Origin of the sequence: Pedobacter nutrimenti (assembly GCF_032678445.1) — a bacterium.
Lineage (GTDB): Bacteria > Bacteroidota > Bacteroidia > Sphingobacteriales > Sphingobacteriaceae > Pedobacter > Pedobacter nutrimenti_A.
Genome location: NZ_JAVTSQ010000011.1, coordinates 1 through 26105, shown reverse-complemented (window position 1 = coordinate 26105; position 26105 = coordinate 1). Strand labels below are relative to the sequence as shown.

The window sequence follows — 26105 nt, the reverse complement described above, 5'->3', positions numbered from 1 at the left end:
TTTAAAATCTAACGATAATATAAATTCATGTCTAACAGAAAAAAAAGTTTTGTGTCAAGTCTGCTGTTGCTAAGCGCAACAGCAGGCCTTGCGCAATCTACCGACCAGACGGTAACGATCCCACAAGGATCGTCCATCCGCCTGCAGGCAAATTCTGTTAACGCAAAAAGCTATCAATGGTTCAGAAACGGCGACGTTATTGACCAGGCTACCCAATCCAGCTACACCGTATTCCTTGCTGGAAAATACACGGTAGTTAGCTATAATACTGAAGGTTGTAGTTCCGACATCTCCCCACCGGTTATAGTAACTGTTGGTACAGGAACACCACTGTCTGCAGATGTGATGGTGACTAAACATTCTGAATTCCGGGCGGTAACCCTTAAAGATGCTTTTGAATACACTATACAGGTAAAAAACAACGGTGTAGATGCGGCCACATTGGTTAAGGTTCAGGATGTACTTCCTACGGAACTGACCTTCCAGGAACTGGCCACCCCTACCCTGGGACTGGCGCATTACAATACCGTTAGCCGCACGGTATTTTGGGAAATGCCTAAACTGGATAACGGACAAACAGCCGATCTGAAAATAAAAGTGATTGCCACTCAAGCGGGTGTGATCAGAAATACGGCTACAGTAACCGCTAATGAAACAGATCCTAATCCAAATAACAACAGCTCTTCAGACAGTAAAGCGATTACAGGAATCATTATACCAAACGTGTTCACACCTAACGGTGACGGGAAGAACGACACCTTTGAAATTCCTGGATTAGAATACTATGAAGCCAATGAAATCACCATCGTAAACAGATGGGGAAGTACAGTCTATTACAAAAAAGGATACAAAAATGAATGGAACGGAAGTGACCTGAACGAAGGGACATACTTCTACCTTCTAAAAGTCAAATCTGCCAACGACAAATGGGAAGTTTATAAAGGATACATCACTTTAATCAGGGCATTCAAAAAATGATAAAAAGGATCTTCTTACTTATTACAGCAATAGTTTCCGCTCTGGGCAGCAATGCACAGCAGGACAGCCAGTTTTCACAGTATATATTTAACGGGCTGCACATCAATCCTGCCTATGCAGGATACAAAGAAGATATCTACATTCAATCTATGTACCGTTCTCAATGGGAAGGCATTAAAGGTGCACCCAAAACTTTTTCTCTTTCTGCCGATGGGGCATTAAACGATGGCCGGGTCGGCCTAGGCTTGATTATACAGAATGATCAGATCGGGGCTCAAAGCGCATTGACAGCCTATGCCAATTATGCCTATAAATTACAGCTGGGCAATGATGACAACTCCAGGCTTTCCTTTGGTTTAGCCGCGGGTTTCATGCAGCTTGGTATTGATGGAAATAAGCTGGATGGTGTAACTCCTGACGATGGGGCTATCCCGGTAATTTCACAAACCACCCTGCTGCCAGATGCAAGACTCGGTGTTTATTATTCCAACGATGATTATTTTGCAGGCTTCTCTGCAACCAATTTACTGGCACAATATGCGGTAAAACGCAACAACAGCAATATCCTGGTGCCACAACCTCATTTCTATTTAACGGCCGGGGCGCAATTTCCGGTTTCAGATGACCTCAGGTTAAAACCTGTTGTTCTGCTAAAAGATGATGTCAAAGGTCCTACCTCCCTTGATTTAAATGCTTTCCTCCTGGTTAAAGAAAAAGTATGGGTAGGTGCATTTTACAGAACTTCAGTAAGCCTTTATAACAAAAGCAACCTGCAAAGCGACCTTCCAAAGGAAAGTGCAATGGGATTGATCCTGGAGCTGTTTGCAACCCCCAATTTAAGGATCGGTTATTCCTACGACTATTCCCTGAATGGTTTACGGAATTATAATTATGGCAGCCATGAGATCTCTGTAGGTTTCTACATCAGTCGCCCTAACCTGAGAAGAGACCGTGGGTTAAAATGCTACGATTTCTAAAGATGAACCGGCATTAAGCCGATTTCTTTTGTACAACAAACATGAAGACCTGCTTTTTGTGTATTTTTAGATATGCAGGTCAATAACAATATCATAATAGCAGGTGGCGGATTGGCGGGGTTAACCTGTGCACTCCATTTACTAAAAGCAGGTTTCGAAGTGACCATTATTGAAAAAAACACTTATCCGCAACATAAAGTCTGCGGAGAGTACATTTCGAACGAAGTCTTGCCTTACCTGCAATGGCTTGATGCAGACCCTGTAGTTCTCCAACCTAAAAAAATTACAAGATTACAAGTCTCTACAGTTAAAGGCAGGCAGATAGAATGCAAGCTTCCGCTTGGCGGGTTTGGACTTAGCCGGGCTGCCTTCGATCATTTTTTATATTCCAAAGCTTTAGACAAAGGCTGTAAGATACTGAACGAAAGGATCCTGGACATTACGCATTCCGGGCAGACCTTTTGTCTAAAAACAGATGCAGCAACCCACCAGACGCCGCTGCTTATTGGTGCCTTTGGTAAAAGATCATCACTGGACAAAAAGCTTCACCGCCATTTCATCGATCAACAATCACCCTGGCTTGCCGTAAAGGCGCATTACAGAGGTGAATTTGACGACGATCTGGTGGCTCTCCATAATTTCAGAGGCGGATACTGCGGCGTATCGAAAGTAGAAACCAATCTGATTAATATTTGTTATCTTACAGCATACGATCAGTTTAAAAAATACCAGAACATGGAAGATTTTCAACAACAGGTACTTTTTAAAAATAAACACCTTAAATACCTTTTTGAACATACAGAACTGGCTTTTGAAAGTCCGCTCAGTATTGCACAAATCTGCTTTGAAAAAAAGGAGCTGGTGAAAGACCATATCCTGATGATCGGGGATGCAGCGGGGCTTATTCATCCGCTTTGCGGCAACGGTATGGGGATGGCTATCCACAGTGCAAAAATCTGTGCAGAGCTGATTGTACAGCAATATGGGATTGCTGATCAGCTGCAATTGGAAAAAAGCTACAGCATGCAGTGGAAGGCTAATTTTGAACAACGTATGACCTTCGGTAAAAGATTATCTTCTCTTTTGCTGAATGGAGCTCTATCTGATATAGCCATGTCCATGCTGGCCCATTTTCCCTCCCTTCTGCCTCAAATGATCAAAAGAACTCATGGTCAACCTTTAACCCCTCCACCTTATGATTAATACCACCCGCAGAAGCGAGGCTATAGAGATGATGGATGATTTTGAGATGGAGGGCGAAATCCTGAGAGATGCCCTGGATAAGATTGCAAAGATCAATCAGTTGCTGGGTGGGAATAAAGTGACCTTGCAAGGTGTTAAAAAACTGATCCAAACCAATAGCAAAACGCCTATCCGTGTACTGGATGTGGGTTGTGGAAATGGAGATATGCTCAGAACACTGGCAGATTTTGCCGCAAAGCAAGGCCTGACCTTAGATTTGGTAGGGATAGATGCCAATCCTTATACTATACAGCACGCAGAAACCCTATCAAAAAATTACAAAAACATTCATTACCGCACCGCAGACATCTTTGAAGAGATCAATAAAGAGGAAACTTATGACATCATATTGTGTACCCTGACCCTGCATCATTTCACAGATCAGGAGATTCTGTTTCTTATTGGTGGTTTTTCTAAACTTAGCCGGCTGGGCATTGTGATCAATGACCTGCACAGAAGTTCTGCTGCTTATTATTTGTTTAAAGCGCTCTGTTTTGTGTTCGGATTAAATGACATGTCCAGAGAAGATGGATTGATTTCCATACTCAAGGGCTTTAAAAAAAAAGACCTGAAAAACTTTTCAAAGCAACTTTACTTCAAACATGATCGTATTCGATGGAAATGGGCATTCAGATACCAATGGATCATTCAGACTTATGAGCACTAAAGTAATAACGGTTAACAAACAAGTACCCGAACATTCCAGGGAAACTGCAGAGATCCTACCCTTCCTGGATGGGTGGCTGGCAGGAAAAGAAGAGCGTTTTGTCCGGAAGGTGAAAAAGATCTTTGAAAACGCTGCTGTAGACAGACGTTATTCCTTTCTCTCTCCGGAAGAAGTTTTTTCCAACAGCTCCTTTGAGGAACGCAACAATATTTACATCAGAGAAGGAATAAGATTATCGGCTCAATGCGTTGCAGGTGCTTTAGAGAAAGCAAAATGGCAGGCTGGGGATATCGACTTCCTGATCACCGTAAGTTGCACAGGAATTATGATTCCCTCTTTAGATGCCTATCTGATCAACAAACTGCAGATGCGCCAAGATGTGGTCCGCCTCCCGGTTACAGAAATGGGCTGTGCCGCAGGGGTATCGGGAATGATCTATGCCAAAAACTTTTTAAAGGCAAATCCTGGCAAACGGGCCGCAGTAGTGGCGGTAGAATCTCCTACAGCGACCTTTCAGCTGGAAGATTTTTCCATGGCCAATATCGTTAGCGCAGCCATATTCGGAGACGGGGTAGCTTGCGTTTTATTGTCTTCCTGTGAAGCAGACCAGGGACCAGAAATTTTGGACGAAGCGATGTACCACTTTTACCATGCAGAACAGATGATGGGCTTTGCTTTAACCAATACCGGATTGAAAATGGTATTGGATATTGATGTTCCAAAAGTTATTGCAGAACATTTTCCTCAGATCATCCATCCCTTCCTGGCCAAAAATCATTTAACTATTCAGGATATTGACCACCTGATCTTTCATCCCGGAGGAAAAAAAATTGTGCAAATGGTAGAATCTTTGTTTGCTGCTGAAGATAAAAATATAGAGGATACAAAAGAAGTGTTACGTTTGTATGGAAATATGTCGAGTGCCACTGTTTTATATGTTCTGGAACGCTTTATGGACAAAAAACCATCAAAAGGAGAAAAAGGATTAATGCTGAGTTTTGGACCTGGCTTTTCTGCGCAAAGAATACTGTTACAGTGGTAAAACAAAAATTTATATGATGAACAAACAAGAAATTTTAGAAAAATTACCCTACAGTGTCCCATTTTTATTTGTTGATGAACTGCTTACTATCGATGAAAATGGCGCAACAGGAACTTATACTTTTAACAAAGACCTGGATTTTTATAAAGGCCACTTTAAAGACCACCCTGTTACCCCTGGTGTAATTCTTACAGAAACGATGGCACAGATTGGATTGGTTTGCCTGGGTATTTACCTGAGCGGTTATATTGATTCAGCCGCTTCCAGCCATGTTATGCTGACTTCTACAGCTATTGACTTTATGAAGCCTGTTTTCCCTGGGGAAAAAGTAACTGTGGTTTCTGAAAAAGTATATTTCCGTTTCAAGAAACTGCATTGCAAGGTAGAAATGAAGAACGAAGCTGGTGATGTGGTTTGTAAAGGAACTTTATCCGGTATGGTAACCACAAAATTAAATGGCTAACAGGGTTGTTGTCACCGGACTTGGCATTGTGGCTCCAAATGGCGTAGGAATTCCTATGTTCAAAGAGGCCATTAAAAATGGCAGGTCCGGGATTAAACACCATAGCCAGCTACAGGAGCTTCAGTTTTCCTGCCAGATTGCCGGCCACCCGGACTTGAGCGCTGAGTTGATTTCAAGCTGCTTTACAGAACTTGAACTTCGGAACTTTAACAGTGAAGGCATCTTATATGGCGTAATTGCCGGCATGGAAGCCTGGAAACATGCGGGTCTTTCTCTGGAAAGACAGGATGATCCGGATTGGGACAGCGGTACTATTTTTGGCGCCGGAACCTCTGGCATAGAAAAATTCAGGGAAGCCATTTATAAGATTGACGAAAAACAGGTCCGCAAACTGGGCAGCAATGCAGTGATGCAAACCATGGCCAGTGGCGTCAGTGCCTACCTTGGTGGAAAACTGGGTTTAGGCAATCAGGTCAGCACCAATTCTTCGGCTTGTACCACTGGTGCAGAAAGTGTATTGATGGCCTTTGAGCGGATCCAGTCTGGTAGAGCAAAACGCATGTTAGCCGGAAGTACCAGTGACGGCGGCCCCTATATATGGGCAGGTTTTGATGCCATGAAAGTTTGTACCTATAAACACAATGAAACGCCTGAAAAAGGCTCAAGACCGATGAGCCTCTCTGCAAGTGGATTTGTACCGGCATGTGGAGCAGGTGCCCTGCTGCTGGAATCGCTGGACAGTGCGGTTGAACGCGGGGCTGTAATTTATGCAGAAGTACTTGGCGGGCATCTCAATTCGGGTGGACAAAGGGGCACTGGTACGATGACCGCTCCGAATAGCAAAGCTGTACAAAATTGCATCAGTTCTGCCTTAAAAAACACGGGCCTGCATGCAGACCAGATTGATGTGATCAACGGACATTTAACAGCGACGATAATGGACAGCACCGAAATCAGGAACTGGTGTACTGCCTTGGGGCGTTCGGGGGAGAATTTCCCATATATTAATGCCCTAAAGGGTATGACCGGGCATGGATTAAGCGCTTCAGGCAGTATGGAATGTGTAGCTTCGGTTCTTCAGATCGCTGAAGGCTTTTTATTCCCCAACATCAACTGTGAGGATCTCCATTCGGATATCGCAGCCCAAATAGATCCTCAAAAAATCCCTCTTCAATATCAATCTCTTCCTATAGAGTATCTTGCAAAAGCGAGTTTTGGATTTGGCGACGTTAATGCCTGTATCATCTTTAAAAAATATAGATCATGAATAAAGAAGAATTGCTCTCCCGTTTGAAAGTCATTGTTTCCAACTACACCCAGAATAAGGAGGCACTGGACAGCATTAACGAGGACACCGATTTCCTGAAAGACTTGAAGATCAACTCTGCAAATCTGGTAGATGTTGTACTGGATGTGGAAGAAGAATTTGGAATCGAGATCGATAACTTATCGATGGAAAAAATGCTCAATGTACGTGCAGCCATTGAGATTATAGAAAGCAAACTCCATGAAGCTGGCCGGGAATGACATTGTAGACCTGCGGCTTGCAGCGACAGAAAGCAACTGGATGCGGAAAGGTTATTTGCAAAAAATATGCTCTGAAAAGGAACAATTGCTGATTAAGGAAAGTGAATATGCCGATCAACTCGTCTGGTTGTTCTGGAGCATGAAGGAAGCCGCCTATAAAATACATTCCAGAAAAACAGGTCAAAGGATTTATGCCCCCGCTTCTCTGGAAACCACCGTACAAACACTTAACCTCAGCTATTCTACTGGCTTCGTATCTGTAGAAAATTGCACCTACTACACCCAAAGCGAATTAAATGCGGAAATGATCCATTCACTGGCGGCCCCAAAACGATCCTTACTGAAGGAAATAGAGGTCAGAATATCTCTTCATCAGGATGGTGTATACCCAGTATATGCTTGTACGAACCCGCACAGCGTTAGCCATCACGGGGTTTATCTTGCTCTTATATACCTCTAGCTCAGATTTTCTTCAATCAGCAGGTTAATGATCCCGTCTGCCATACCCACTCTTGGCACATACAACTGTTTAATGCCGGTCCATTTTAGTAAGGTGATATAGATTTCACAAGCGGGTATAATCACGTCTGCACGGTCGGGATTCAAGCCGACCAGGTTGATCCGTTCTTTTAAAGAATAACTATTGAGTTGATTGTACATCGACTTTAACTTTAGAAAAGTAAGTGGCGTACCCTCTTTTTCGTTAGACATTTTAAAGAGCTTATTGATGTTCCCTCCTGTGCCTATACCAGCCAGATTTTTATAATTCCGGGTTTGCTCTTTTACCCATATCCGCATGTCTTCCCAGGTTTCCTCTTTATCCTGATTGTCCAGTATCCGAATGGTACCAATATCAAAGGATTTGGAAGCCACGGGCGCTTTATTCACAAAAACAGAAAGTTCTGTACTGCCTCCGCCCACATCAATATAGAGGTAACTCTTTTTCGCATCCAGGGTCTGCTCAATATGATTGGAATAAATGATATTGGCTTCACGCTGACCTTCTATGATTTCAAGTGTCAGTCCGGTTTGTTTTTTTACTCTGGCTATGATATCTGCACCATTTGAAGCTTCCCTCATGGCAGAGGTTGCGCAGGCAAGGTATTCTGTAACGTGGTAAACATCCATCAGATTCTTAAAAGCCGTCATGGTCTTTAACAGATCTTCAATTTTCCTGTCTGATATCTTCTGGTCGAGAAAGGCATCGTCTCCCAAACGTAACGGAACCCTGACTAAGGTGTTTTTTTTAAAACCATATCCGGTCTCGTCTTTTGTAATATCGGCGATCAGTAACCTGACCGCATTGGAGCCAATATCTATAGCAGCGTATCTTAACATGAATTTACTGGTGTTTATTTTTTAAGTAGTTATAAGTCTGAACCTGTGCCCTTACTTTAGTTGTTAATCTGTTTTTATGGTATTTATTGTTGTTCAGTTTGGTGATGTCCCTGGCTTTAACATTGTCCTGAAGTTGAAATTCTATGATATCCCTGATTTCCTGCCGAACCTCGTGGTCCAGTACGGGAAAACCAACTTCCACACGGTGTTCAAAATTCCGGCTCATTAAATCGGCCGAAGAAAGGAACATTTCTTCTTTGCCGTTATTACCGAATATAAATACCCGTGCATGCTCCAGGAACTTGTCTATAATGCTCACTACCGTAATGTTTTCACTGTAGCCCTGCATTCCCGGAACCAGGCAGCAAATTCCTCTAACGATCAGCTTTATTTTTACACCTGCATTGCTTGCCTCGTATAATTTTTCTACGATACCCTCATCGGCCAGGCTGTTGACTTTCAAAATCAGATAAGCAGGTTTGGAAGCTTTAGCGTGCCGGATTTCCCGGTCTATCAGTTCATAGAACTTTAGCCTGGATTCCAGGGGAGAAACTATAAGGTGTTTAAAACCTTTCGCTACTGTCTTTTTGTTTAAAGCAGTAAACAGTTTCAAAAGATCGGAAGTGATCTCTTTTTTAGCGGTAAAAATACTGTGATCGCAATAGAGTTTGGCGGTTTTTTCGTTGAAATTACCTGTAGCCAGATTCGCATAATATACTGCCCTTCCACGTTCCATCCTTTTTACCAGGCAGATCTTGGAATGCACTTTATAGTCTGTTAAACCATAATTTACGTTAACCCCTTCCTCTTCCAGCCTGTTAGACCAGTAAATATTGGCGGTTTCATCAAATCTCGCTTTCAATTCAACCAGGCAATTCACCTTTTTACCATTTTTTGCCGCATTGATCAGGGCATTGACCACCCTCGAGTTTTCGGCTAAACGATAAAGGGTAATATTGATCTCTGTAACTTTGGGATCTATAGCCGCTTCTCTTAAAAACAAGATGATATAATCGTATGACTGATAAGGCAGGTTGATGAGATAATCACGCTCTGCTAGTTTATTGATAATGCTTTCCGTACGGTGCAAACCCGCAACCTTAAGTGGTACCGTTGGTGGATATTCCAAACTTGCGGAGCCTACATTTGGAAAACGGATAAAATCGCCAAACCTATGATAGCGGTTACCAGGAATCAGGCTTTCGGCCTCAATTTTCATCTTGGAAACCAGTACGCTCAACATATCAAAGGGCATCTCTGTATCGTATAATAAACGCATGGGTTTGCCCTTTTTGCGCTTATCAAGGCTTGTCTTTAATTCTTCTATAAACTTATCACTGATGTTTTTGTCTATATCCAACTCCGCATCGCGGGTAACCTGTATCGAAAAAGCCTCAATTTCATCATAATTGAAAACATAAAAGATATCATCCAGGCAATACTTGATGATGTCTTCTGCAAGAATAATGAACTTTAATCCGTTCGTTTCCGGTAAGACCAGGAAACGGGGAAGATCATTTGGCAGTTCAATAAGTGCATATTTCTGGTTCTTTTTAGAGCCCTTTTTAGACAAGCGCACCAAAAAATACAGGTTGCGGTCTTTAAGCTCCGGAAAAGGTTTATCCAGATCAATCATGATGGGAACAAGGTTCGATAAGATCCGGTCTCTGAAATGATTCCGGACAAATTCGCCCCTTGCCACATTGAGTTGGGTATCATTTAAGATAAAAATACGGTTCTGAGCCAGTTCGTTAATCAAAGTGGCCTGGAAAAGCTGTTCAAACTTGCGTTCCTGCTTTACGACTATATTTTTGATTTCGTTGAGTACCTTCTTGGGGTTAAAACCAAGAAGCGCCTTAGTCTTATCATTCAAATTGGTAAGCCGCGTCATGGTAGCTACCCTGACGCGGTAAAACTCCTCCAGGTTTGAAGAAAATATAGACAAGAATTTGATTCGTTCTATTAAAGGGACGCTTTCATCGGCGGCTTCCTGCAGAACCCGCTCATTAAAATATAGCCAGCTAATCTCTCTGTTTAAAAAAGGAACCTTTTTCTTAGTCATGTATATGTATCAATTCCCCGTTTGACCGGGGATAGTCAAAACTGCAAATTCTAATGTTAAATCATTGTTAATTATCGAGGAATTAACATAAAAATAATTTAACCTTATTTAGTTGCTTCGGCTTCCTTTTCAGCAGCCTCGGAAGTTTTAACTACGGCCGGGCTTTCTGTAACTGTTTTTGAAACAGTTGAAGCCGGTTCAGCTGGTTTCGCTGTTGGTGTTTTAGCAGTCGGTGTTTTAGCAGTCGGTGTTTTGGCAACGGTAGGTTTGGCTGCTGGTTTTGCAGGCGTGGTTTTAACCGCTGCAGTTTTTTTCACAGCACTTGTTTTTGAAGCTGCTGATTTAGCAACGACAGGTTTAGCAGCAACGGGTTTAGCAACAGCTGGTTTTTCGGAAACAGGTTTAGCCGGGCTTGCAACTTTTGCTACACGGGCTTTTCTAGGAGCAGCTACCGCTTTTTTAACAGCTGCAACTGGTTTTGCAATAGCCTTGGCTACTTTCTCTTCTGTAGCAATGGCTGTTACTTTAACACTCTGTGCCACAGGTTTGGCCTTGGCAGCAACTTTTTCTACTACTTTTTCCGCTTTTTTAACACTTTTAGAAACCTGTGCTTTTTTTGCAGAAGCTTTCTTCGCAACCTTGTCTTTCTTCTTCACAACCTCTTCCGTCTTACTGGTTACTGATTCTTTAACTTCCTGCAATTTTTTAGAAAGCTTTTCGGCTACCGATTTACTCGCTTTAGTAATGTCTGCGGCGATTTTCTCTGCATCATGACCGAGATGACTGATCACTTCCAGGAACTTTTCAGTCAAAGTTTTTTCTAATTCTTTTTTTGCTGCCTTTTTAGCAACTTTTTTTTGCACTTTTGATTTCTTGGTTTTCATAACAAACGTATAAGTTGTGGATAATCAATTATTAACTAATTTAACAATTTTTTATATTAAAGCTATTATCATGCCCACTTTTGACATTGTAAGTAAAGTAGACGCCCAAACATTCGACAATGCGATGAACAACGCTAAAAAAGAGATTTTGAACCGTTATGATTTCAACAATTCTAAGAGTACGATAGACCATGATAAAAAGACCAATGTGATCACTATCGTAACAGAGGACGACATGCGGTTAAAAGCCATACAGGATGCCATTATCTCCCGGATGATCAAACAAAATCTGGATGCCAAGAGCCTTGACTTTGGCAAAGAGCAATATGCTTCAGGTAACATGATCAGAAAGGAAATATCTGTAAAAGAAGGAATTGACAAAGAAACCGCAAAAAAAATCGTTGCAAAAATTAAAGCAAGCGGATTGAAAGCTCAAGCTTCTATGATGGATGACCAGGTACGTGTACAAAGCAAAAGCATTGACGATCTTCAGGCTGTAATTTCCTTGTGCAGGAAGGAAGATTTTGGTCAGCCATTACAATATATCAATATGAGAAACTAATGACGGTTTAATGTCTTAAAAACCAATAACAAAGAATGGAAATTATAGAAAATGGATATATTTTTTCAGACGATGTTCAAAAAATTGATGCAATATCAGTACACCATTATTTGAGTACTCAGTCTTATTGGGCAGAGGGAATCCCGCTGGAAACTGTTCAAAAATCTATCGATAATTCCTTGTGTTTTGGAATTTATAAGGAAACTAACCAAATTGGTTTTGCAAGATGGATCACAGACAAGGCAACCTTTGCTTATCTGGCCGATGTGTATGTTCTGGAAGAACACCGGGGTTTGGGTTTATCTAAAAAATTGATGTCGCTGATGCTTTTTCATCCAGCCCTTCAGGGCCTAAGGAGATATATGCTGGCTACGCAGGATGCCCACGGATTATATGCCCAGTTTGGATTTAAACCATTAGAACACCCCGACAGGCTAATGGCAGTTGTGGTTCCAAAAGCTTATCAACAATAAATATCTTGTATAAAATAGAAAGGAGACCTGGATTAAGGTCCCCTTTTATTCTTAAATCAATTGTGCTAAGGCTTCTCTGCTGAATCCTTTCAATTCATCTGTTTTGTTTTGATGAATCTTTTGTACCCAGTTTGGATCTGCGAGCAGTGGTCTTCCCACAGCCACAAGATCAAAATCTCCACGGTCCATCCTTCTTACCAATTCATCCAGTGAACTTGGTTGCGAGCTCTCTCCTGCAAAAGCAGCCAAAAACTCACCGCTAAGCCCTACAGATCCTACAGTTATCGTTGATTTCCCGGTGATTTTTTTAGCCCAGCCTGCAAAATTCAAATCAGAGCCTTCAAATTCCGGTTCCCAGAAACGGCGTTGCGAGCAGTGGAAAATATCTACACCAGCATCAGCCATAGGATTTAACCAGGCTTCAAGTTCGGCAGGTGTTTTAGCCAGTTGGTGGGTATAATCTTGAGGTTTCCATTGTGAAAGACGAATGATCACAGCGAAATCCTCACCAACTTGTTTTCTTACTTCTTTGATCACTTCGATTGCAAAACGACTTCTTTCTGCCAAAGTTTCCCCACCATACTGATCTTTTCGGTTGTTGGTTCCTGTCCAGAAAAACTGATCAATTAAATAACCATGTGCACCATGAATTTCTAAGCAGTCAAAACCCAGTCTTTTGGCATCTGCAGCAGCACGTCCAAAAGCCGCAATGGTATCTGCAATATCGGATTCCGTCATTGCTTTTCCATTCTCAAAACCAGGTTTATTAAAAGCAGAAGGGCCTTCAAAAGGTGCAGACGGTACCCATCCGGAATGGTGGTTATCCATAACGCCCATATGCCAGATCTGAGGTCCCATTTGTCCTCCTACCTGGTGAACATTCTGTATTACACTCTGCCATCCTGCCAATGCCTGTTCTCCATAAAAATGGGGAATGTTTTTATCATTAGATGAAGAAATACGTTCTATAACGGTTCCTTCCGACAAGATCAATCCAACTTCACCGGCTGCTCTTTTCCTGTAATAAGCCGCTACTTCTGGAGTAGGCACGCCATCAGGCGAAAAGGAACGTGTCATTGGAGCCATGACAATTCTGTTTTTGATATTCAAAGATTTAAGGCTAAACGGCCTAAATAAACTGTCTGTATTCATATTATTTTCTATAAGTCTTTTTGTATAATCTGTGTGAGCTCAATAAAAGCTTTCTCATTTCTTTTATAATAAGTCCACTGCCCTACTCTGGTTGACTCTATCAATCCGGCACGCTGAAGAATAGACAGGTACTCGGAAACAGTAGATTGTGTCAGTCCAGCCTTCTGCTGGATTTGTCCAACACATACACCAGATTCAAATCCAGGCTGATCTGGAAAATGTACCTCCGGATCTTTCAGCCATTGTAAAATCTGTAACCTTGCTTTGTTAGACAGTGCCTTAAAAACATCTAAATGATTCATGACACAAATATATATCGACTTTTTCCGATATACCAATAAACAAATCATAAATGACATTGCCTTGATATCTGATATTCAGACTTTTCATTAGTCTTATTTATTTTAATTCTAAATAATTTTGCTAAAACCAAATGAGATTCTATCTTTGCGGCCAATTAGAATTAATCTTAATAACAATATGCCAGATATTTACAAATTATTTAGCTTCCTCGCTATCTTTTTCGCTCTTCAATCTGCTGTTTATGCACAAAACACAGGTAAAATCGTCGGTACGGTTAAAACAAGTGATGGCAAACCTGCCGGGTATGTAAGCGTAGGCCTAAAAAATGCAGGAAAAGCTGCAGTAACAGATGAAGATGGTGCATTTTCCATTAAAAATGTAAAGCCAGGAAGTTATGTGATTAAAATATCGGCTGTTGGTATCGCTTCGCAAGAGAAATCTGTCAATGTTGCTGCCGGACAAACTGCGGAGATCAGCTTCTCTATCTCGCAATCCGCTTCTCAATTGGATGAGGTAGCCATTAATGGTTACAAAACGCCAAATCAGAAACCAGTGAACCTGGGTAAGATTGCCATTGCACCTAGGGATCTGCCTCAGGCTGTACAGATTATTGGCAGTCAGGTAATCCAGGATCAGCAAGCTAATAGGTTAGCCGATGTTTTAAAGAATGTGAATGGGGTATCTTTAGGGGCGAACCGCGGTTCTGTTGGTGAGAATTTTTTTGCCCGTGGTTATAGTTTGGGTTCCAATAATGTTTTTAAAAATGGCGCAAGAACAACTATTGGTGGTATGCCAGAAGCCAGCACACTGGAATCAATTGAAGTATTAAAAGGAAGCGCTGCCTTATTATATGGAGGAGTTAGTGGTGGAGCTGTTGTAAACATGGTGACTAAAAAGCCTAAATTCGAATATGGTGGTGAAGTTTCCATGCGTGTTGGAAGTTACGATCTATACAAGCCAACACTGGATCTTTATGGCCCAATCTCAAAAAAACTAGCTTTCCGTGTAATTGGAACTTATGAAAAGGCTGGGAGCTTTAGAGACAATGTAGACTCTAAAAGAATCTATGTTAATCCATCCTTACTCTATAAAATCAGCGATAATACCGAGTTATTGGTTCAAGGAGATTATTTAAAAAGTGATTATACACCTGACTTTGGTATAGGTACAGTTGCAAACAAACTATCTCCGCTAGGAAGAAATGTATACATCAACACAGACTGGGCATATAATAAAACAAATACCTCTACAGCGCAGGCCAATTTAAACCATCGGTTTAATGACAACTGGAAGTTAAATGCGATTGCATCCCTGCAGTCATACAAAAGAAACTATTTTTCTTCTGAGCGACCATTTGCTGATGCACAAGGAATTTGGTACCGTTCTCTTACCCGGTCTAATATTAAAGAATTTACTTACAATGAGCAGATCAATTTAAATGGATCATTTAAAACGGGATCTTTACAGCATACATTATTAGTAGGCGTTGACGCAGATCAATCTAATACAACTACCGGTGCATTCAACAATCCAAACACAAGAACAGTGAATTTAAGTGGTGTTCAGACCAAATACTATGATCAGGTAAATATACTTGATCCGCTAACTTTTAATCAACCGACAAATTTTAATACTCCTGAAACTACTTTATCGACCAATACGGTGGCACCAATCTATAGAATGGGCGGATTTGTACAAGATTTGATTACTGTAACTGAGCAATTTAAAGTACTGGCAGGTTTGAGATGGACTTATCAAAGAACACCTGTAACAACGGTTAAAACAATTGCTGACGGAAGCGAAATAAAAACTACTGGTGATACTAAAATAGATAAAGCATTTTCTCCTAAAATCGGACTAATCTATCAGCCGCTAAAAACTACATCTGTTTATGCGAGTTACTCCAATAACTTCACACCGAACACAGGCATTGATATTGCAACCAACGCCCCAATCGCTCCTTCCATTATTGATCAATATGAAGCAGGTGTGAAAAATGACTTTTTGGAGGGTAAACTATCCGCTAACTTAACTTATTATAAGATTAAGAACAATAGGTATGCACAAACTGCCATTGCAGATGCAACCAAGAAAGAGTTTAGCGGTAAATCTGAGAGTGATGGTTTAGAAATTGACCTTACTGGAACGATCGTAGATGGTTTAAATTTTATTGCGGGCTATAGTTATAACTATATGAGATATACTTCTACCAGTGCCACCACAGGTATCGTAGAAGGCGAACGTGTAGTTGGTACAACTAAGAACACTGCAAATGGTACATTGTTCTATACTTTTAATTCTGGTGAGCTTAAAGGTCTTAAACTAGGAGCTTCCGCATTTTATACAGGAGATCGCAACGGCGGTAGAAATACAACAAAGAATAATTCTTCCACTGGAATCATTCCACTTAAAGGTTTTACAACACTTGACTTCTCCGCAGGTTACAGCTGGAAAAAACTATCCTTACTTGGTAAGATCTCGAACATTACTAACGTGTTGAACTACTATGTTCATGAAAACTACAGTGTGAACCCTATTCCTCCACGTCAGTTCATTACAACTTTAGCCTATAAGTTCTAAGAAATCACCAGGCAATATATAACGAAGAAGGCCCTGCAAAATTTGCAGGGCCTTCTTCGTTATATATTAAAGTCGTAAAACATTAAACCGTTTTCACGTCTCCCTCACTGTAATCTCTGATATCAGTAATATATCCATTAATGATCAGGAAATCGAATAAAGGTTTTGCATCTGGTGTAACCGGCATATTGGCACTGGTAATCACCTCACTGGTCTTCTTGTCCAGGAAAGGATAAGCAAAAAGCTTTACATTTTTACTGAACATATCACTTACATAACTCAACAACATGCTGGAATAATTATCTCCAAAATTGCTCGAGTTGAATACAAATTTCAAGTTGTTGATATTGGTCGAGATTCCTACACTTTTAGGTTTGCACCTGTCCAGGTATTTAGCCAACTTATTGTGTCTTGCAAAGTTCGATACGATCACCAGGTTACCGGTATTGCACATCTCCTCTGCCCTTTTAGCCACAGCACGCAGGTCGAGGTTCTCGGTCCAATTTTCATCTTCAGACAAAACATTGGAAAGCAATACTTCAATCAGTACACTCAAATTGTCTTTCTTCACATTCTCTGTACGTACAAACTGATCAACAGCCTTATTTAACATGCTAAAATTCGGATTTGATTTCTGCGCATATTTCGTCCGCAGAATCATAATGTCCTTTTTATACAGGAGGTCTTTGGGTAAGCAAGGCCTTCCAAGGGAGTCAAAAATGGCCGCACTGGAAAAATCTTTAACAATCAGATATAAGTTCAGCAAAATATTGTTTACCTCTTTAAATGCGGGACCGTTCACGGAGATCAGGTCAATTTCTACAGAACCTACAGTTAAATTGTCTGCTAAAGACTCAATCATCGTTTTAGGATCGTGATGGAAATAAAACGCAGCATATACTAAGTTCACACCAATTATTCCCAGAACGTTTTGCTGCAAGGCAGAATCCGTATCCAATAACCTTACATGGAATACAATTTCATTGGATTCACCACCGGGTTCAGACTGGAACTTAATTCCAATCCAGCCATGCGGATCGTTCGATTTGTTGTAATTTAAGGTTGTAACCGTATCTGCAAAAGCAAAAAAGGTCCTGTCGTCGTATTTTTCACCACTTAACCTCTCATTCAATAAACCATATTCATGGTTTAACATTTTACTTAAGCGAGACTGGCTTACATATCTCCCCGACTCTTCAGCGCCATAAATCGCATCGCTAAATGTCATATCATATGCCGACATGGTTTTAGCAACCGTGCCTGAAGCCGCTCCTGCGGTAAAAAAATTACGTGCCACTTCCTGGCCTGCTCCAATTTCTGCAAAAGTTCCGTAAATTTTTGGATCTAAATTGATCTTTAAGGCTTTACGCTTAGTATCCAGAATTTCTCTTTCCATGGCACAAAAATAGAAGAAACTGACGGAATTTGAGGGATAAATTTCCTTATCTTGGTAATCTGATGTTAAACGTAAAAAATCTCGCCGTACAGTTCCTGAATGAAGAGGACAAATCCTGGACTCCGGCTGTAAACCAGATCAATTTCACCCTTGAAAAAGGAAGAGTTCTTGGAATCGTAGGTGAATCTGGCTCAGGAAAATCGGTAACCTCATTCTCCATCATGCGGCTTCACAATCCCCGGAGCACCAGGGTTGAAGGAGACATTGAGTTTGAGACCATCAATTTGCTTAATCTTTCGGAAAAAGAGATCAGAAAATACCGTGGAAATAAGATATCTATGATCTTTCAGGAACCCATGACCTCACTCAATCCCGTTTTTACTTGTGGAGATCAAGTCATGGAGGCCGTTATCCTACATCAGAAATTAAGTAAAGAGGCAGCCAAACAGCATACTCTTCAATTGTTTGAAGAAGTACAGCTGCCCCAGCCCGATCGCATTTTTAACAGTTACCCACATCAGTTGTCGGGTGGGCAAAAACAAAGGGTAATGATTGCCATGGCGCTGAGCTGTAATCCTGACCTTCTAATTGCAGATGAGCCTACCACAGCTTTAGATGTTACGGTACAAAAAACCATATTGCAATTGCTGGCCAAGCTTAAAGAAGAAAGAGATATGGCCATGATCTTCATTTCTCATGATCTCGGTGTAGTGAGTGAGATTGCAGATGAAGTTGCAGTCATGTTCAAAGGAAAAATTGTTGAACAGGGTGCGGTAGAACAAATTTTTAAAAATCCGAAGCACCCCTATACCAAAGGTTTACTGGCTTGCAGACCAAGCCCCTGCAGGGTACTTAAAGTTTTACCAACCATAGCCGATTTTCTCGATGGTAAACAGGACCAACCTATCCAGCATCTGCTGGAAGCCAATACCTATACTACGGCAGAAATAGAAGCACGAAGAGCGGAACTCTATGCCCAGCCCCCACTCCTCCAGGTCCGGAACCTCTGTACCTGGTACCCGGTTAATCCGGGATGGTTTGGCAAGGTCAGCAATTATGTGAAAGCGGTGGATGACATCACCTTTAATGTTTATCCTGGCGAAACCCTCGGTCTGGTGGGCGAATCCGGCTGTGGAAAAACCACCCTTGGAAGAAGTATTTTAAGATTAACCGACCCCACATCGGGCACAGTGATCTTTAATGATACAGATCTTTGCAGCTTGCGCAGGAACGATTTAAAAAGAATAAGGAAAGACATTCAGATCATCTTTCAAGACCCCTATTCTTCTTTAAATCCCAGAATGACGGCCGGCAATGCTATTATGGAGCCCCTTCAAGTTCACCAGCTGCACCACAACGATCAGCAACGCAAAGCGCATGTGATCAGTTTACTGGAGAAAGTGGGTTTGAATGCGATGCATTTTGACAGGTATCCTCATGAGTTTTCCGGCGGGCAACGTCAGCGTATTGTGATTGCCAGGGCTCTGGCTCTTGAACCTAAGTTTATTATATGTGACGAATCTGTCTCCGCGCTCGATGTTTCTGTACAGGCCCAGGTGCTGAATCTGTTAAGGCAATTGCAACAGGAACTCGGTTTAACCTATATCTTCATCTCTCACGATCTCGCCGTTGTCAAACATATCTCCGACCGGATGATTGTGATGAACAAAGGTAAAATTGAAGAACAAGGTTTTCCGGAAGATATCTATAATCATCCCAAAGCAGACTATACGAAAAAACTGATTGCTGCCATTCCGGGTACACAGACACTGTATTTATAATTTCTGATCCGGAACAGCCAGTTTCATTACTGCGGTATTTAATGCCCGCCTGATCTCCCTTTCTTTGACCTTGTCGTATTGATTCAATAAGACCTGGACTTTGAACCTGGCTTCATCTTTATTGATGGCCATCGTTTTTACGGTCAGGCCATTCACCATAATAAAGCCAGAATATGGCATCACTATTTGTCTTAAATGATTTTCCAGGTACTCCGGAGTATAGCCAAAATGGAGCAGCATCTGAAACTCCACACTAAGCTTCTTGATGTTTTGCTTAGACTGGTTTACAATTACAGAACTAAAAACCACGGAGTTGGGAACGATCACCATATCATTATCTTCATTTTGCAGGATCATATTGATCAAAGTAATATCGATGATCTTACCTTCAATATCATGTACCCGGATGTGATCCCCAAGAGAAAGCCGGTCAGAGAACATAATGATCAATCCATTGATCATATTGGTTATATAATCTTTAAAAGTCAGTGCAATTGCTGCCGCTACAATGGTGATGCTCGTCAGAAATTTGATTGGATCAACCCCTAGGAAAACCATAAAGGCCAGGGCAAAAAAGACTGTATTTAAAATGGATACAATCCGGTTAATACCCAGGATAAAGTTGTCTTTTATATTACTCTTGAACTTATGTTTCTTGATGTACCAGAAGATGATCACCAGCCGGATCGCGGAAACGGCTAAACTGGGCCCAAGGAATACAAAAAGAGCCTCTGCAGCTTGAGCGATCACAGGGTAATGTTTGTATATCGGGGGAATATTGATCTTGAAATAGACAAGCGCAATGTATACAACTGTCTTAATTACAATCATAACAATTTCATTCCTGGTCTTTCTCTCTTGTTCTTCTATCATCAGTACGAGTAATTGCTTATAAAAGCTAAAATACAATTTATTCTTTTGGCCGTAGTGGTAAAATGGGAATTGGTTGTCACACCTTAAAAAACATGAAAATCACTCAGCAACATCTCGTTATAACCGCTCTAGCGTTTCTGGTTATATTTTTAATGGGAAAGCCAGTACAGGTAATTGCCCAGATCAAACTTACAGACATCCGTGCGAGCGGCACTTATTTTCCGGAATCCAGGTTCATCAGACCCAATGAAACCGATAAATCCACAGCAAAAACCAGTATGAGCCGGGCGGAACTTGGGCTTAGATTCGACCTGTCCAATAAAGTAGATACACTTAAAGGTAGCTATAGTAAATGGACGGCTACGCTGAGTGGCTCATATACAGATTTGCAAAATACAAATTACGAACAGCAGGTTTTCCCTTCCAGACTGGTTACGGCAGACTTTGGCATCCAGCACCTGCACAGCCTAAACAGAAGCTGGAGCATACTATATGCCCTTTCTGCAGGCGTCTATTCTGACATGGAAAAAGTAAACGAAAAAGATGTGTTCCTTAATGGAGGTGTGGCTTTTATCAAACGCTACAATCCCAACTTCACCTTTGGTTTCGGGGCTTTTCTAAACAACGCTTATGGCACACCAATGGTATGGCCGGTGCTTATTGTGCAATGGAAAACCGGAGATAAATTTAAACTGGACGTTAGCCTGCCCGACGGAGATGGAGGCTCTGGTTTTGTGAATAAAATCAGTTATGCCTATCAAGTGAATAAAAAAACAGACCTGGCCCTGGTTTTCAAACCCAGGTTGATGTCTTATGATACAGAAACGCTTGGCGACAAAAGAAGAATGCTCAGTTCATGGGAATTACCCGCCGGACTGGAAAACAGATGGCATTTTAAACACCTTGATTTTGTAGTTGGCGGTGGCATGGTCATTTTACGCACCTATCAGTTTGGGGAAAAGAAACTTTCTAAAATGTTTGACCAGGGTCCAACCTCTAAACTGGCCTCCAATTATTACCTGAATATGGGAATACACTGGCACTTTTAGGGCATTTTAAACCCCTTTTAACCAGATACAGGTTTATTTTTCGCTTCAAATTGCTACCTTCGGGGTGATTCATAAATTAATTATGGCAAAGAATAAATCATCCCACCTAACAAAAGTGCTCACACAGCTGATCAGCGATGTGCTCACCAAGAGCAAAGAAGCACTGAATTACAAACAGGTATCTGCAAAACTCAACATAACTGATGCAGCTTCCAGGGAAACTATCCTGGAAGTGCTCAAAGATCAAACTCATAAAGGCACCTTCATTGAAGCTGAAAAAGGTAAGTTCCGTTTAAAGGACCTGAAAACCTTTATCATTGGAAAAGTAGACATTACCACCGATGGTTCTGGCTATGTTGTTCCCGACGACGAATTTGAAAAAGACATTTACGTATCTGCACGGAAGCTGCATAACGCACTACATGGAGATAAGGTAAAAGTTTACATCTATGCAAAGAAAAGCGGCCGCAAAAATGAAGGCGAAGTTGTAGAGATCCTGGAACGGGCAAAAACAGACTTTATCGGCGTGATCAGAATTTCAGAACGTTTCGCTTTTGTGGCGATAGACGACCGGAAAATGCTGCATGACATCTTTGTACCCTTAAGCGATCTAAACGGCGCTAAAAATGGTCAAAAAGTGCAGGTCACTATTACAGACTGGCCGGAAGAAGCCAAAAATCCGATCGGAAAGATTACCCATATATTAGGAGAACAAGGCGAGAATGATACAGAAATGAATGCCATTCTTGCGCAGTACGGCTTCCCGCTCACCTTCCCCGCCGAAGTTGAAAAAGAAGCCAATGCCATTCCTGAAGAGGTTACAAAAGCAGAGCTTAAAGGCAGAAAAGATTTCCGGACAACCGCTACTTTTACCATAGATCCGGCAGATGCCAAGGATTTTGATGATGCCATCTCCTTTAAAAAACTGGAGAACGGACATTATGAAGTTGGTGTACATATTGCAGATGTTTCTCATTATGTACTCCCTAACAGTGCTTTAGATAAAGAAGCTTATGCCAGGGCAACTTCAGTATACCTGGTAGACCGTGTGATCCCTATGCTGCCTGAGCGCTTAAGTAATGGCGTATGTTCTTTACGCCCGCATGAAGACAAACTTTGCTTTGCAGCTGTATTTGAACTTGATGACAAAGCCAATATTCACAACGAATGGTTTGGCAGAACCGTGATCCATTCTGACAGACGATTCAGCTATGAAGAAGCACAGGAAGTCATTGAAGCCAAAGCAGGCGATTTTGCTGAAGAAATCCTCAAGCTGAACGAACTCGCTTATATCTTACGCGATAAAAAGTTTAAAGCCGGCGCCATTAGTTTTGAAAGTACGGAAGTTAAATTTAAGCTGGATGAAACTGGTAAACCGATTGGTGTTTATGTAAAAGAACGTAAAGATGCGCATAAGCTCATTGAAGATTTCATGTTGCTGGCGAACAAAAAAGTAGCAGAATTCGTTGCCAAAAAAGGAAAAGGAAAGCAAAAATATACTTTTGTATACCGCTCCCACGACTCCCCTAACCTGGAAACGCTGAATAATTTCGCCCTCTTTGCCTCTCGTTTTGGGTACAAGATCAATATGAAATCCGATAAGGAAATCGCCAAATCCCTGAACTTCCTGATGGAAGATGTGGAAGGTAAAAAAGAACAGAATGTGCTTACCCAACTGGCCATCCGCTCCATGGCCAAAGCGGTATATACTACTAAAAAGACCAGCCATTACGGTCTTGCCTTTGACCACTATACACACTTTACCTCTCCAATCAGAAGATATCCGGATGTAATGGTTCACCGCTTACTGGCTTCTTATCTTAACGGAGAAAAATCGGCGAACGAGGAACAGTATGAAATTGCATCCTCCCATTCTTCAGCCATGGAAAAACGTGCTGCAGATGCGGAACGCGCTTCCATCAAATACAAACAAGTAGAATACCTGGAAGAGAATATTGGAAATATTTTCACTGGCATTATTTCAGGAGTAACAGAATGGGGTATGTATGTGGAACTGATCGACAACAAATGTGAAGGGATGATCAGGCTCAGAGACATTGCGGATGATTTTTACGTACTCGATGAAAAGAACTATTGCATCATTGGTCAGCGCAAAAAGAAAAAATACCAATTGGGTGATGAAGTACAGGTTAAAGTAAAAAAAGTAGACCTTTCCAAACGTCAAATCGATTTTTCACTCCTTCAAAATCCTTAATCAATACACAACAACATATACACGGCAATAAAGACGAATGCACACGACTTCTGAATTACAGGAAATTATAGAAAAAGCAATTAAAGGGCTCAGCTATTCCAATCACCCCAAAAGCCTTTACGATCCAATCTCCTATATTATGAACCTGGGCGGCAAAAGATTACGCCCGGCACTGGTCCTGCTCGCTGCAGATCTGTTTAACGGCTCTTTGGACGAGGCACTTCCGGCGGCTCTAGCTATTGAAACCTTCCATAATTTCACCCTCATCCACGATGATATCATGGATAATGCGCCCTTACGCCGTGGACGGCAAACCGTTCATGAGAAATGGGGAACCAACAACGCTATCCTTAGCGGAGACGTGATGATGGTAGAATCCAACAAACTACTCACTAAAGTAAAAGTTAGTGTCTTAAAAGAAGTCCTGGATACCTTTAACGCAACAGCCCAGGGCGTATGCGAAGGACAGCAGCTGGATATGGAGTTTGAAAGCCGTAATGATGTCAGCATTGAGGAATATATTGATATGATCAGGCTAAAGACAGCGGTATTGGTTGGGGGCGCTATGAAAATTGGAGCCATTGTAGGCGGTGCCAATGAGGCCGATGCAAATCTGATCTATGACTTTGGTGAAAACCTCGGAATTGCTTTCCAGCTTCAGGATGATATTCTTGATGTATATGGTGATCCGCAGAAATTTGGCAAACAGGTAGGCGGCGACATCATTGCAAACAAAAAGACTTATCTGCTGCTAAAACTTCAGGAAATTGCAAACACTGAAGATGCAGTGCTTCTGGATCAGCAGGCAGGCAATAACGATGCCTTGCTTAAAATAGAGCGCGTTACCGCATTATATAACCAGTATGATGTAAAGGAGCTTGCCACTGAGCAAATGAGGAATTACCTTGATAAAGCCTTTGCTGCTTTATCAGCGATCAATGTACCGCAACAGCAAAAAGAAGAAATCAGCGGCCTGGCCAATGAGCTGATGAACAGAGAAAGCTAATTGTCAAAAATCAATTTTACTTTATCGTAGGTTAAGGGCTTGGTCAAAAAGTCCTTAACACAGATAAACTGCTGTGCACGGGTTCTTTCTACCGGATCAATCGAAGATGAAACAATAATCACATCTGTTTCAATATGATGCTCTTCCAGCAACTGTAAAAATTTCCAGCCGTCTATCTCCGGCATATGCAAGTCCAGCAAAATTAAGTCCGGTGTATTTTCCAGTACATACTGAAGCGCCTGTTCCGGTTTATCAAACAAAACCACACGCTTATCCATCTGTAATTTACTGATCAGCATCTGATGAATCTTATTGGTGATCACATCATCATCCACCAGAACGATGTGTTTACTTGTCATCCCCTCTATTCCAGGTCCATAATCCTCCTGGTCTCCTTCATGAAGCAGAGAATTCAGCATACGGATGATATTATCCAGTTTACCGGCCTGCGTATTGATATCACTTAACAACTGGTTGATTTTCAAAGTATCATAAGACTCCAAAGAAACATGATTGTTTGCATTGGACAGGCTTAGAATATTTGTTATAGGCGCGCGCAGCTGATGTGAGGTCAAATGAGAATATTCGTTAATCAACTTCAATTGCCTTGCATTCACACTGTCGCTAAATATTGTACAAGCCACATGCTCAATTCTTCCATCCTTTTCTATAGGCGTAAAAGTGATGAGCAAAATATGATCATTTGCATTGGCAACCGGTAATCTCTTTTCTATACTAAAACACCTGCCTTCAAAACATTTGGAAAGCAGTCTCATCAAAGTCCGCTTATAGCGATGGGCAATCAATTCTACAATCTGCTCCCCACTTATGGGATTTTTTTCCAAAAAACTTCCCACGAAATGCAATGATTCTATTTTATAATAGGCTAACTGATATTTTCTGTCAATTAAAAAAAATGAGTTATCAATCAGCTCACAAACACTATTGTTTGACATAATACCCTTTATTTACAACTGTAGACCACATGACACTCATTCTTGCATATTTTTTTCTACCGAAGATTACATTAATAGAAAACAATTTTCCTAAAAAAGTTCAAAATCCCGGCAATTTAACCCTAATACTTGATTTTGGAGTAATAATTGTCTCGATATAATTAATATTCACTAACGAGATCCTAAACAAATCAACGAAATTAATATTACTTATGCAAGAAATCCTATCAAAGAAAGATATAGGCGAAAGAATAAAGGCCCTCAGAACTGCACAACGTCTTTCTCAGTCAAAAGTTGCGGACCTGTTGAGTATTTCCAGAAGCAATTACTCTCAAATTGAATTGGGAAATCAATTTCCTTCTTTTAATATCCTGAATGTAATTGCCAGATATTATAGCAAAAGCTATAACTGGTTGCTTCATGGAAAGGATAGGGAGGAACAAGCAACAGATCAGATCAGAGGGAATGCAGTGATACAGGAGCTGGAAAACACACTTGAAACCTTCAATACGCTGTTAAAAAAACTAGAAAAGGAAATCCTGATCCTTAAAACCTCCAGCCATCAGTATTAAAAACAAA

25 protein-coding genes are annotated in these 26105 nt (G+C 41.3%); 17 read left to right on the top strand and 8 right to left on the bottom strand.

Features of this window, described 5'->3' with window-relative positions:
• Positions 1–27 precede the first annotated feature (27 nt).
• The 9 genes from R2S08_RS20150 to R2S08_RS20110 all read left to right on the top strand — a co-directional run bounded on the left by R2S08_RS20150 (position 28) and on the right by R2S08_RS20110 (position 7356).
• Positions 28–978, top strand: coding sequence for a gliding motility-associated C-terminal domain-containing protein (locus tag R2S08_RS20150; protein ID WP_133780881.1), 951 nt, complete (start codon positions 28–30; stop codon positions 976–978).
• Positions 975–1955 carry a type IX secretion system membrane protein PorP/SprF gene (locus tag R2S08_RS20145; protein ID WP_316836823.1) on the top strand — a complete coding sequence of 327 codons (981 nt, stop codon included), beginning with the start codon at positions 975–977 and terminating at the stop codon, positions 1953–1955. The genes R2S08_RS20150 and R2S08_RS20145 overlap by 4 nt, the downstream gene beginning before the upstream one ends.
• A gap of 72 nt (positions 1956–2027) precedes the next feature.
• The gene (locus R2S08_RS20140) at positions 2028–3158 is read left to right on the top strand and encodes an NAD(P)/FAD-dependent oxidoreductase (RefSeq protein ID WP_316836822.1); all 1131 of its coding nucleotides are present in this window, start codon (positions 2028–2030) and stop codon (positions 3156–3158) included.
• Entirely contained in the window at positions 3151–3864 is a 714-nt protein-coding gene (locus tag R2S08_RS20135) for a methyltransferase domain-containing protein (RefSeq protein WP_316836821.1), read from the top strand. The genes R2S08_RS20140 and R2S08_RS20135 overlap by 8 nt, the downstream gene beginning before the upstream one ends.
• Positions 3800–4906: a type III polyketide synthase gene (locus R2S08_RS20130; protein ID WP_316836820.1), complete on the top strand. Its 1107-nt coding sequence runs from the start codon at positions 3800–3802 to the stop codon at positions 4904–4906. The genes R2S08_RS20135 and R2S08_RS20130 overlap by 65 nt, the downstream gene beginning before the upstream one ends.
• Positions 4907–4919: 13 nt before the next feature.
• Positions 4920–5369 carry a 3-hydroxyacyl-ACP dehydratase FabZ family protein gene (locus R2S08_RS20125; protein ID WP_316836819.1) on the top strand — a complete coding sequence of 150 codons (450 nt, stop codon included), beginning with the start codon at positions 4920–4922 and terminating at the stop codon, positions 5367–5369.
• Positions 5362–6636 carry a beta-ketoacyl-[acyl-carrier-protein] synthase family protein gene (locus R2S08_RS20120; protein WP_316836818.1) on the top strand — a complete coding sequence of 425 codons (1275 nt, stop codon included), beginning with the start codon at positions 5362–5364 and terminating at the stop codon, positions 6634–6636. Before R2S08_RS20125 ends, R2S08_RS20120 begins: the two co-directional genes overlap by 8 nt.
• Positions 6633–6896, top strand: coding sequence for an acyl carrier protein (locus R2S08_RS20115; protein ID WP_316836817.1), 264 nt, complete (start codon positions 6633–6635; stop codon positions 6894–6896). The genes R2S08_RS20120 and R2S08_RS20115 overlap by 4 nt, the downstream gene beginning before the upstream one ends.
• On the top strand, positions 6877–7356 hold the full coding sequence (locus R2S08_RS20110; RefSeq protein ID WP_316836816.1) for a 4'-phosphopantetheinyl transferase superfamily protein: 480 nt from the start codon (positions 6877–6879) through the stop codon (positions 7354–7356). The genes R2S08_RS20115 and R2S08_RS20110 overlap by 20 nt, the downstream gene beginning before the upstream one ends.
• On the opposite strand, the gene R2S08_RS20105 is transcribed toward R2S08_RS20110, so the two are convergent.
• The 3 genes from R2S08_RS20105 to R2S08_RS20095 all read right to left on the bottom strand — a co-directional run bounded on the left by R2S08_RS20105 (position 7353) and on the right by R2S08_RS20095 (position 11180).
• Positions 7353–8234 carry an exopolyphosphatase gene (locus tag R2S08_RS20105; protein ID WP_108553825.1) on the bottom strand — a complete coding sequence of 294 codons (882 nt, stop codon included), beginning with the start codon at positions 8232–8234 and terminating at the stop codon, positions 7353–7355. The two genes, R2S08_RS20110 and R2S08_RS20105, sit on opposite strands and share 4 nt — an antisense overlap.
• 4 nt (positions 8235–8238) lie before the next feature.
• Positions 8239–10296: a polyphosphate kinase 1 gene (gene ppk1 / locus R2S08_RS20100; RefSeq protein ID WP_316836815.1), complete on the bottom strand. Its 2058-nt coding sequence runs from the start codon at positions 10294–10296 to the stop codon at positions 8239–8241.
• 104 nt (positions 10297–10400) lie between these two features.
• Positions 10401–11180, bottom strand: a complete 780-nt coding sequence (locus R2S08_RS20095) for a hypothetical protein (RefSeq protein WP_316836814.1) — start codon at positions 11178–11180, stop codon at positions 10401–10403.
• A gap of 70 nt (positions 11181–11250) precedes the next feature.
• Here R2S08_RS20095 and R2S08_RS20090 point away from each other — a divergent pair, with 70 nt between their 5' ends.
• Together R2S08_RS20090 and R2S08_RS20085 are read left to right on the top strand one after the other, a co-directional pair.
• A complete protein-coding gene (locus tag R2S08_RS20090; RefSeq protein WP_316836813.1) occupies positions 11251–11742 on the top strand; it encodes a YajQ family cyclic di-GMP-binding protein in 492 nt (163 codons plus the stop codon).
• Between the two features lie 35 nt (positions 11743–11777).
• Positions 11778–12215, top strand: coding sequence for a GNAT family N-acetyltransferase (locus tag R2S08_RS20085; protein ID WP_316836812.1), 438 nt, complete (start codon positions 11778–11780; stop codon positions 12213–12215).
• A gap of 51 nt (positions 12216–12266) precedes the next feature.
• Here the strand turns inward: R2S08_RS20085 and R2S08_RS20080 are convergent, their stop codons facing one another.
• Positions 12267–13367: an NADH:flavin oxidoreductase gene (locus R2S08_RS20080; RefSeq protein ID WP_316836811.1), complete on the bottom strand. Its 1101-nt coding sequence runs from the start codon at positions 13365–13367 to the stop codon at positions 12267–12269.
• Between the two features lie 8 nt (positions 13368–13375).
• Positions 13376–13669: a metalloregulator ArsR/SmtB family transcription factor gene (locus tag R2S08_RS20075; RefSeq protein WP_316836810.1), complete on the bottom strand. Its 294-nt coding sequence runs from the start codon at positions 13667–13669 to the stop codon at positions 13376–13378.
• A gap of 178 nt (positions 13670–13847) precedes the next feature.
• Between R2S08_RS20075 and R2S08_RS20070 the strand changes: the two genes are divergently transcribed.
• Positions 13848–16250: a TonB-dependent receptor gene (locus tag R2S08_RS20070; RefSeq protein WP_316836809.1), complete on the top strand. Its 2403-nt coding sequence runs from the start codon at positions 13848–13850 to the stop codon at positions 16248–16250.
• 82 nt (positions 16251–16332) lie between these two features.
• Here R2S08_RS20070 and R2S08_RS20065 read toward each other — a convergent pair whose 3' ends face one another.
• On the bottom strand, positions 16333–17646 hold the full coding sequence (locus R2S08_RS20065; protein WP_316836808.1) for a nicotinamide mononucleotide adenylyltransferase: 1314 nt from the start codon (positions 17644–17646) through the stop codon (positions 16333–16335).
• 62 nt (positions 17647–17708) lie between these two features.
• On the opposite strand from R2S08_RS20065, the gene R2S08_RS20060 reads away from it, so the two are divergent.
• Complete coding sequence (locus R2S08_RS20060) at positions 17709–19427, top strand: ABC transporter ATP-binding protein (protein ID WP_316836807.1); 1719 nt, start codon at positions 17709–17711, stop codon at positions 19425–19427.
• Here the strand turns inward: R2S08_RS20060 and R2S08_RS20055 are convergent.
• Positions 19422–20300: a mechanosensitive ion channel family protein gene (locus R2S08_RS20055; RefSeq protein WP_316836806.1), complete on the bottom strand. Its 879-nt coding sequence runs from the start codon at positions 20298–20300 to the stop codon at positions 19422–19424. The genes R2S08_RS20060 and R2S08_RS20055 overlap by 6 nt on opposite strands.
• A 152-nt stretch (positions 20301–20452) precedes the next feature.
• Here R2S08_RS20055 and R2S08_RS20050 point away from each other — a divergent pair, with 152 nt between their 5' ends.
• From R2S08_RS20050 to R2S08_RS20040, 3 genes are all read left to right on the top strand, one after another.
• Positions 20453–21349, top strand: a complete 897-nt coding sequence (locus R2S08_RS20050) for a DUF6268 family outer membrane beta-barrel protein (protein ID WP_316836805.1) — start codon at positions 20453–20455, stop codon at positions 21347–21349.
• Between the two features lie 82 nt (positions 21350–21431).
• Positions 21432–23564 (top strand): ribonuclease R, encoded by a 2133-nt coding sequence (rnr, locus tag R2S08_RS20045; RefSeq protein WP_316836804.1) that lies wholly within the window; start codon positions 21432–21434, stop codon positions 23562–23564.
• 37 nt (positions 23565–23601) lie between these two features.
• Positions 23602–24570 carry a polyprenyl synthetase family protein gene (locus tag R2S08_RS20040; RefSeq protein WP_316836803.1) on the top strand — a complete coding sequence of 323 codons (969 nt, stop codon included), beginning with the start codon at positions 23602–23604 and terminating at the stop codon, positions 24568–24570.
• On the opposite strand, the gene R2S08_RS20035 is transcribed toward R2S08_RS20040, so the two are convergent.
• On the bottom strand, positions 24567–25526 hold the full coding sequence (locus R2S08_RS20035; RefSeq protein ID WP_316836802.1) for a response regulator: 960 nt from the start codon (positions 25524–25526) through the stop codon (positions 24567–24569). The two genes, R2S08_RS20040 and R2S08_RS20035, sit on opposite strands and share 4 nt — an antisense overlap.
• A 212-nt stretch (positions 25527–25738) precedes the next feature.
• Here R2S08_RS20035 and R2S08_RS20030 point away from each other — a divergent pair, with 212 nt between their 5' ends.
• Complete coding sequence (locus tag R2S08_RS20030) at positions 25739–26098, top strand: helix-turn-helix transcriptional regulator (protein WP_316836801.1); 360 nt, start codon at positions 25739–25741, stop codon at positions 26096–26098.
• The last annotated feature ends 7 nt before the right edge of the window (positions 26099–26105 follow it).

Bases quoted from the DNA above. Each gene is read 5' to 3' on its own strand.
- rnr (WP_316836804.1), top strand. From the start codon at position 21,432: ATGGCAAAGAATAAATCATCCCACCTAACAAAAGTGCTCACACAGCTG.
- R2S08_RS20065 (WP_316836808.1), bottom strand. From the start codon at position 17,646: ATGGAAAGAGAAATTCTGGATACTAAGCGTAAAGCCTTAAAGATCAAT.
- R2S08_RS20095 (WP_316836814.1), bottom strand. From the start codon at position 11,180: ATGAAAACCAAGAAATCAAAAGTGCAAAAAAAAGTTGCTAAAAAGGCA.
- R2S08_RS20035 (WP_316836802.1), bottom strand. From the start codon at position 25,526: ATGTCAAACAATAGTGTTTGTGAGCTGATTGATAACTCATTTTTTTTA.
- R2S08_RS20055 (WP_316836806.1), bottom strand. From the start codon at position 20,300: ATGATAGAAGAACAAGAGAGAAAGACCAGGAATGAAATTGTTATGATT.
- R2S08_RS20130 (WP_316836820.1), top strand. From the start codon at position 3,800: ATGATCGTATTCGATGGAAATGGGCATTCAGATACCAATGGATCATTC.
- R2S08_RS20090 (WP_316836813.1), top strand. From the start codon at position 11,251: ATGCCCACTTTTGACATTGTAAGTAAAGTAGACGCCCAAACATTCGAC.
- R2S08_RS20145 (WP_316836823.1), top strand. From the start codon at position 975: ATGATAAAAAGGATCTTCTTACTTATTACAGCAATAGTTTCCGCTCTG.
- R2S08_RS20110 (WP_316836816.1), top strand. From the start codon at position 6,877: ATGAAGCTGGCCGGGAATGACATTGTAGACCTGCGGCTTGCAGCGACA.
- R2S08_RS20050 (WP_316836805.1), top strand. From the start codon at position 20,453: ATGGGAAAGCCAGTACAGGTAATTGCCCAGATCAAACTTACAGACATC.
- R2S08_RS20040 (WP_316836803.1), top strand. From the start codon at position 23,602: ATGCACACGACTTCTGAATTACAGGAAATTATAGAAAAAGCAATTAAA.
- R2S08_RS20125 (WP_316836819.1), top strand. From the start codon at position 4,920: ATGATGAACAAACAAGAAATTTTAGAAAAATTACCCTACAGTGTCCCA.
- R2S08_RS20070 (WP_316836809.1), top strand. From the start codon at position 13,848: ATGCCAGATATTTACAAATTATTTAGCTTCCTCGCTATCTTTTTCGCT.
- R2S08_RS20075 (WP_316836810.1), bottom strand. From the start codon at position 13,669: ATGAATCATTTAGATGTTTTTAAGGCACTGTCTAACAAAGCAAGGTTA.
- R2S08_RS20085 (WP_316836812.1), top strand. From the start codon at position 11,778: ATGGAAATTATAGAAAATGGATATATTTTTTCAGACGATGTTCAAAAA.
- R2S08_RS20080 (WP_316836811.1), bottom strand. From the start codon at position 13,367: ATGAATACAGACAGTTTATTTAGGCCGTTTAGCCTTAAATCTTTGAAT.
- R2S08_RS20135 (WP_316836821.1), top strand. From the start codon at position 3,151: ATGATTAATACCACCCGCAGAAGCGAGGCTATAGAGATGATGGATGAT.
- R2S08_RS20115 (WP_316836817.1), top strand. From the start codon at position 6,633: ATGAATAAAGAAGAATTGCTCTCCCGTTTGAAAGTCATTGTTTCCAAC.
- R2S08_RS20120 (WP_316836818.1), top strand. From the start codon at position 5,362: ATGGCTAACAGGGTTGTTGTCACCGGACTTGGCATTGTGGCTCCAAAT.
- R2S08_RS20030 (WP_316836801.1), top strand. From the start codon at position 25,739: ATGCAAGAAATCCTATCAAAGAAAGATATAGGCGAAAGAATAAAGGCC.
- R2S08_RS20060 (WP_316836807.1), top strand. From the start codon at position 17,709: ATGTTAAACGTAAAAAATCTCGCCGTACAGTTCCTGAATGAAGAGGAC.
- R2S08_RS20105 (WP_108553825.1), bottom strand. From the start codon at position 8,234: ATGTTAAGATACGCTGCTATAGATATTGGCTCCAATGCGGTCAGGTTA.
- R2S08_RS20140 (WP_316836822.1), top strand. From the start codon at position 2,028: ATGCAGGTCAATAACAATATCATAATAGCAGGTGGCGGATTGGCGGGG.
- ppk1 (WP_316836815.1), bottom strand. From the start codon at position 10,296: ATGACTAAGAAAAAGGTTCCTTTTTTAAACAGAGAGATTAGCTGGCTA.
- R2S08_RS20150 (WP_133780881.1), top strand. From the start codon at position 28: ATGTCTAACAGAAAAAAAAGTTTTGTGTCAAGTCTGCTGTTGCTAAGC.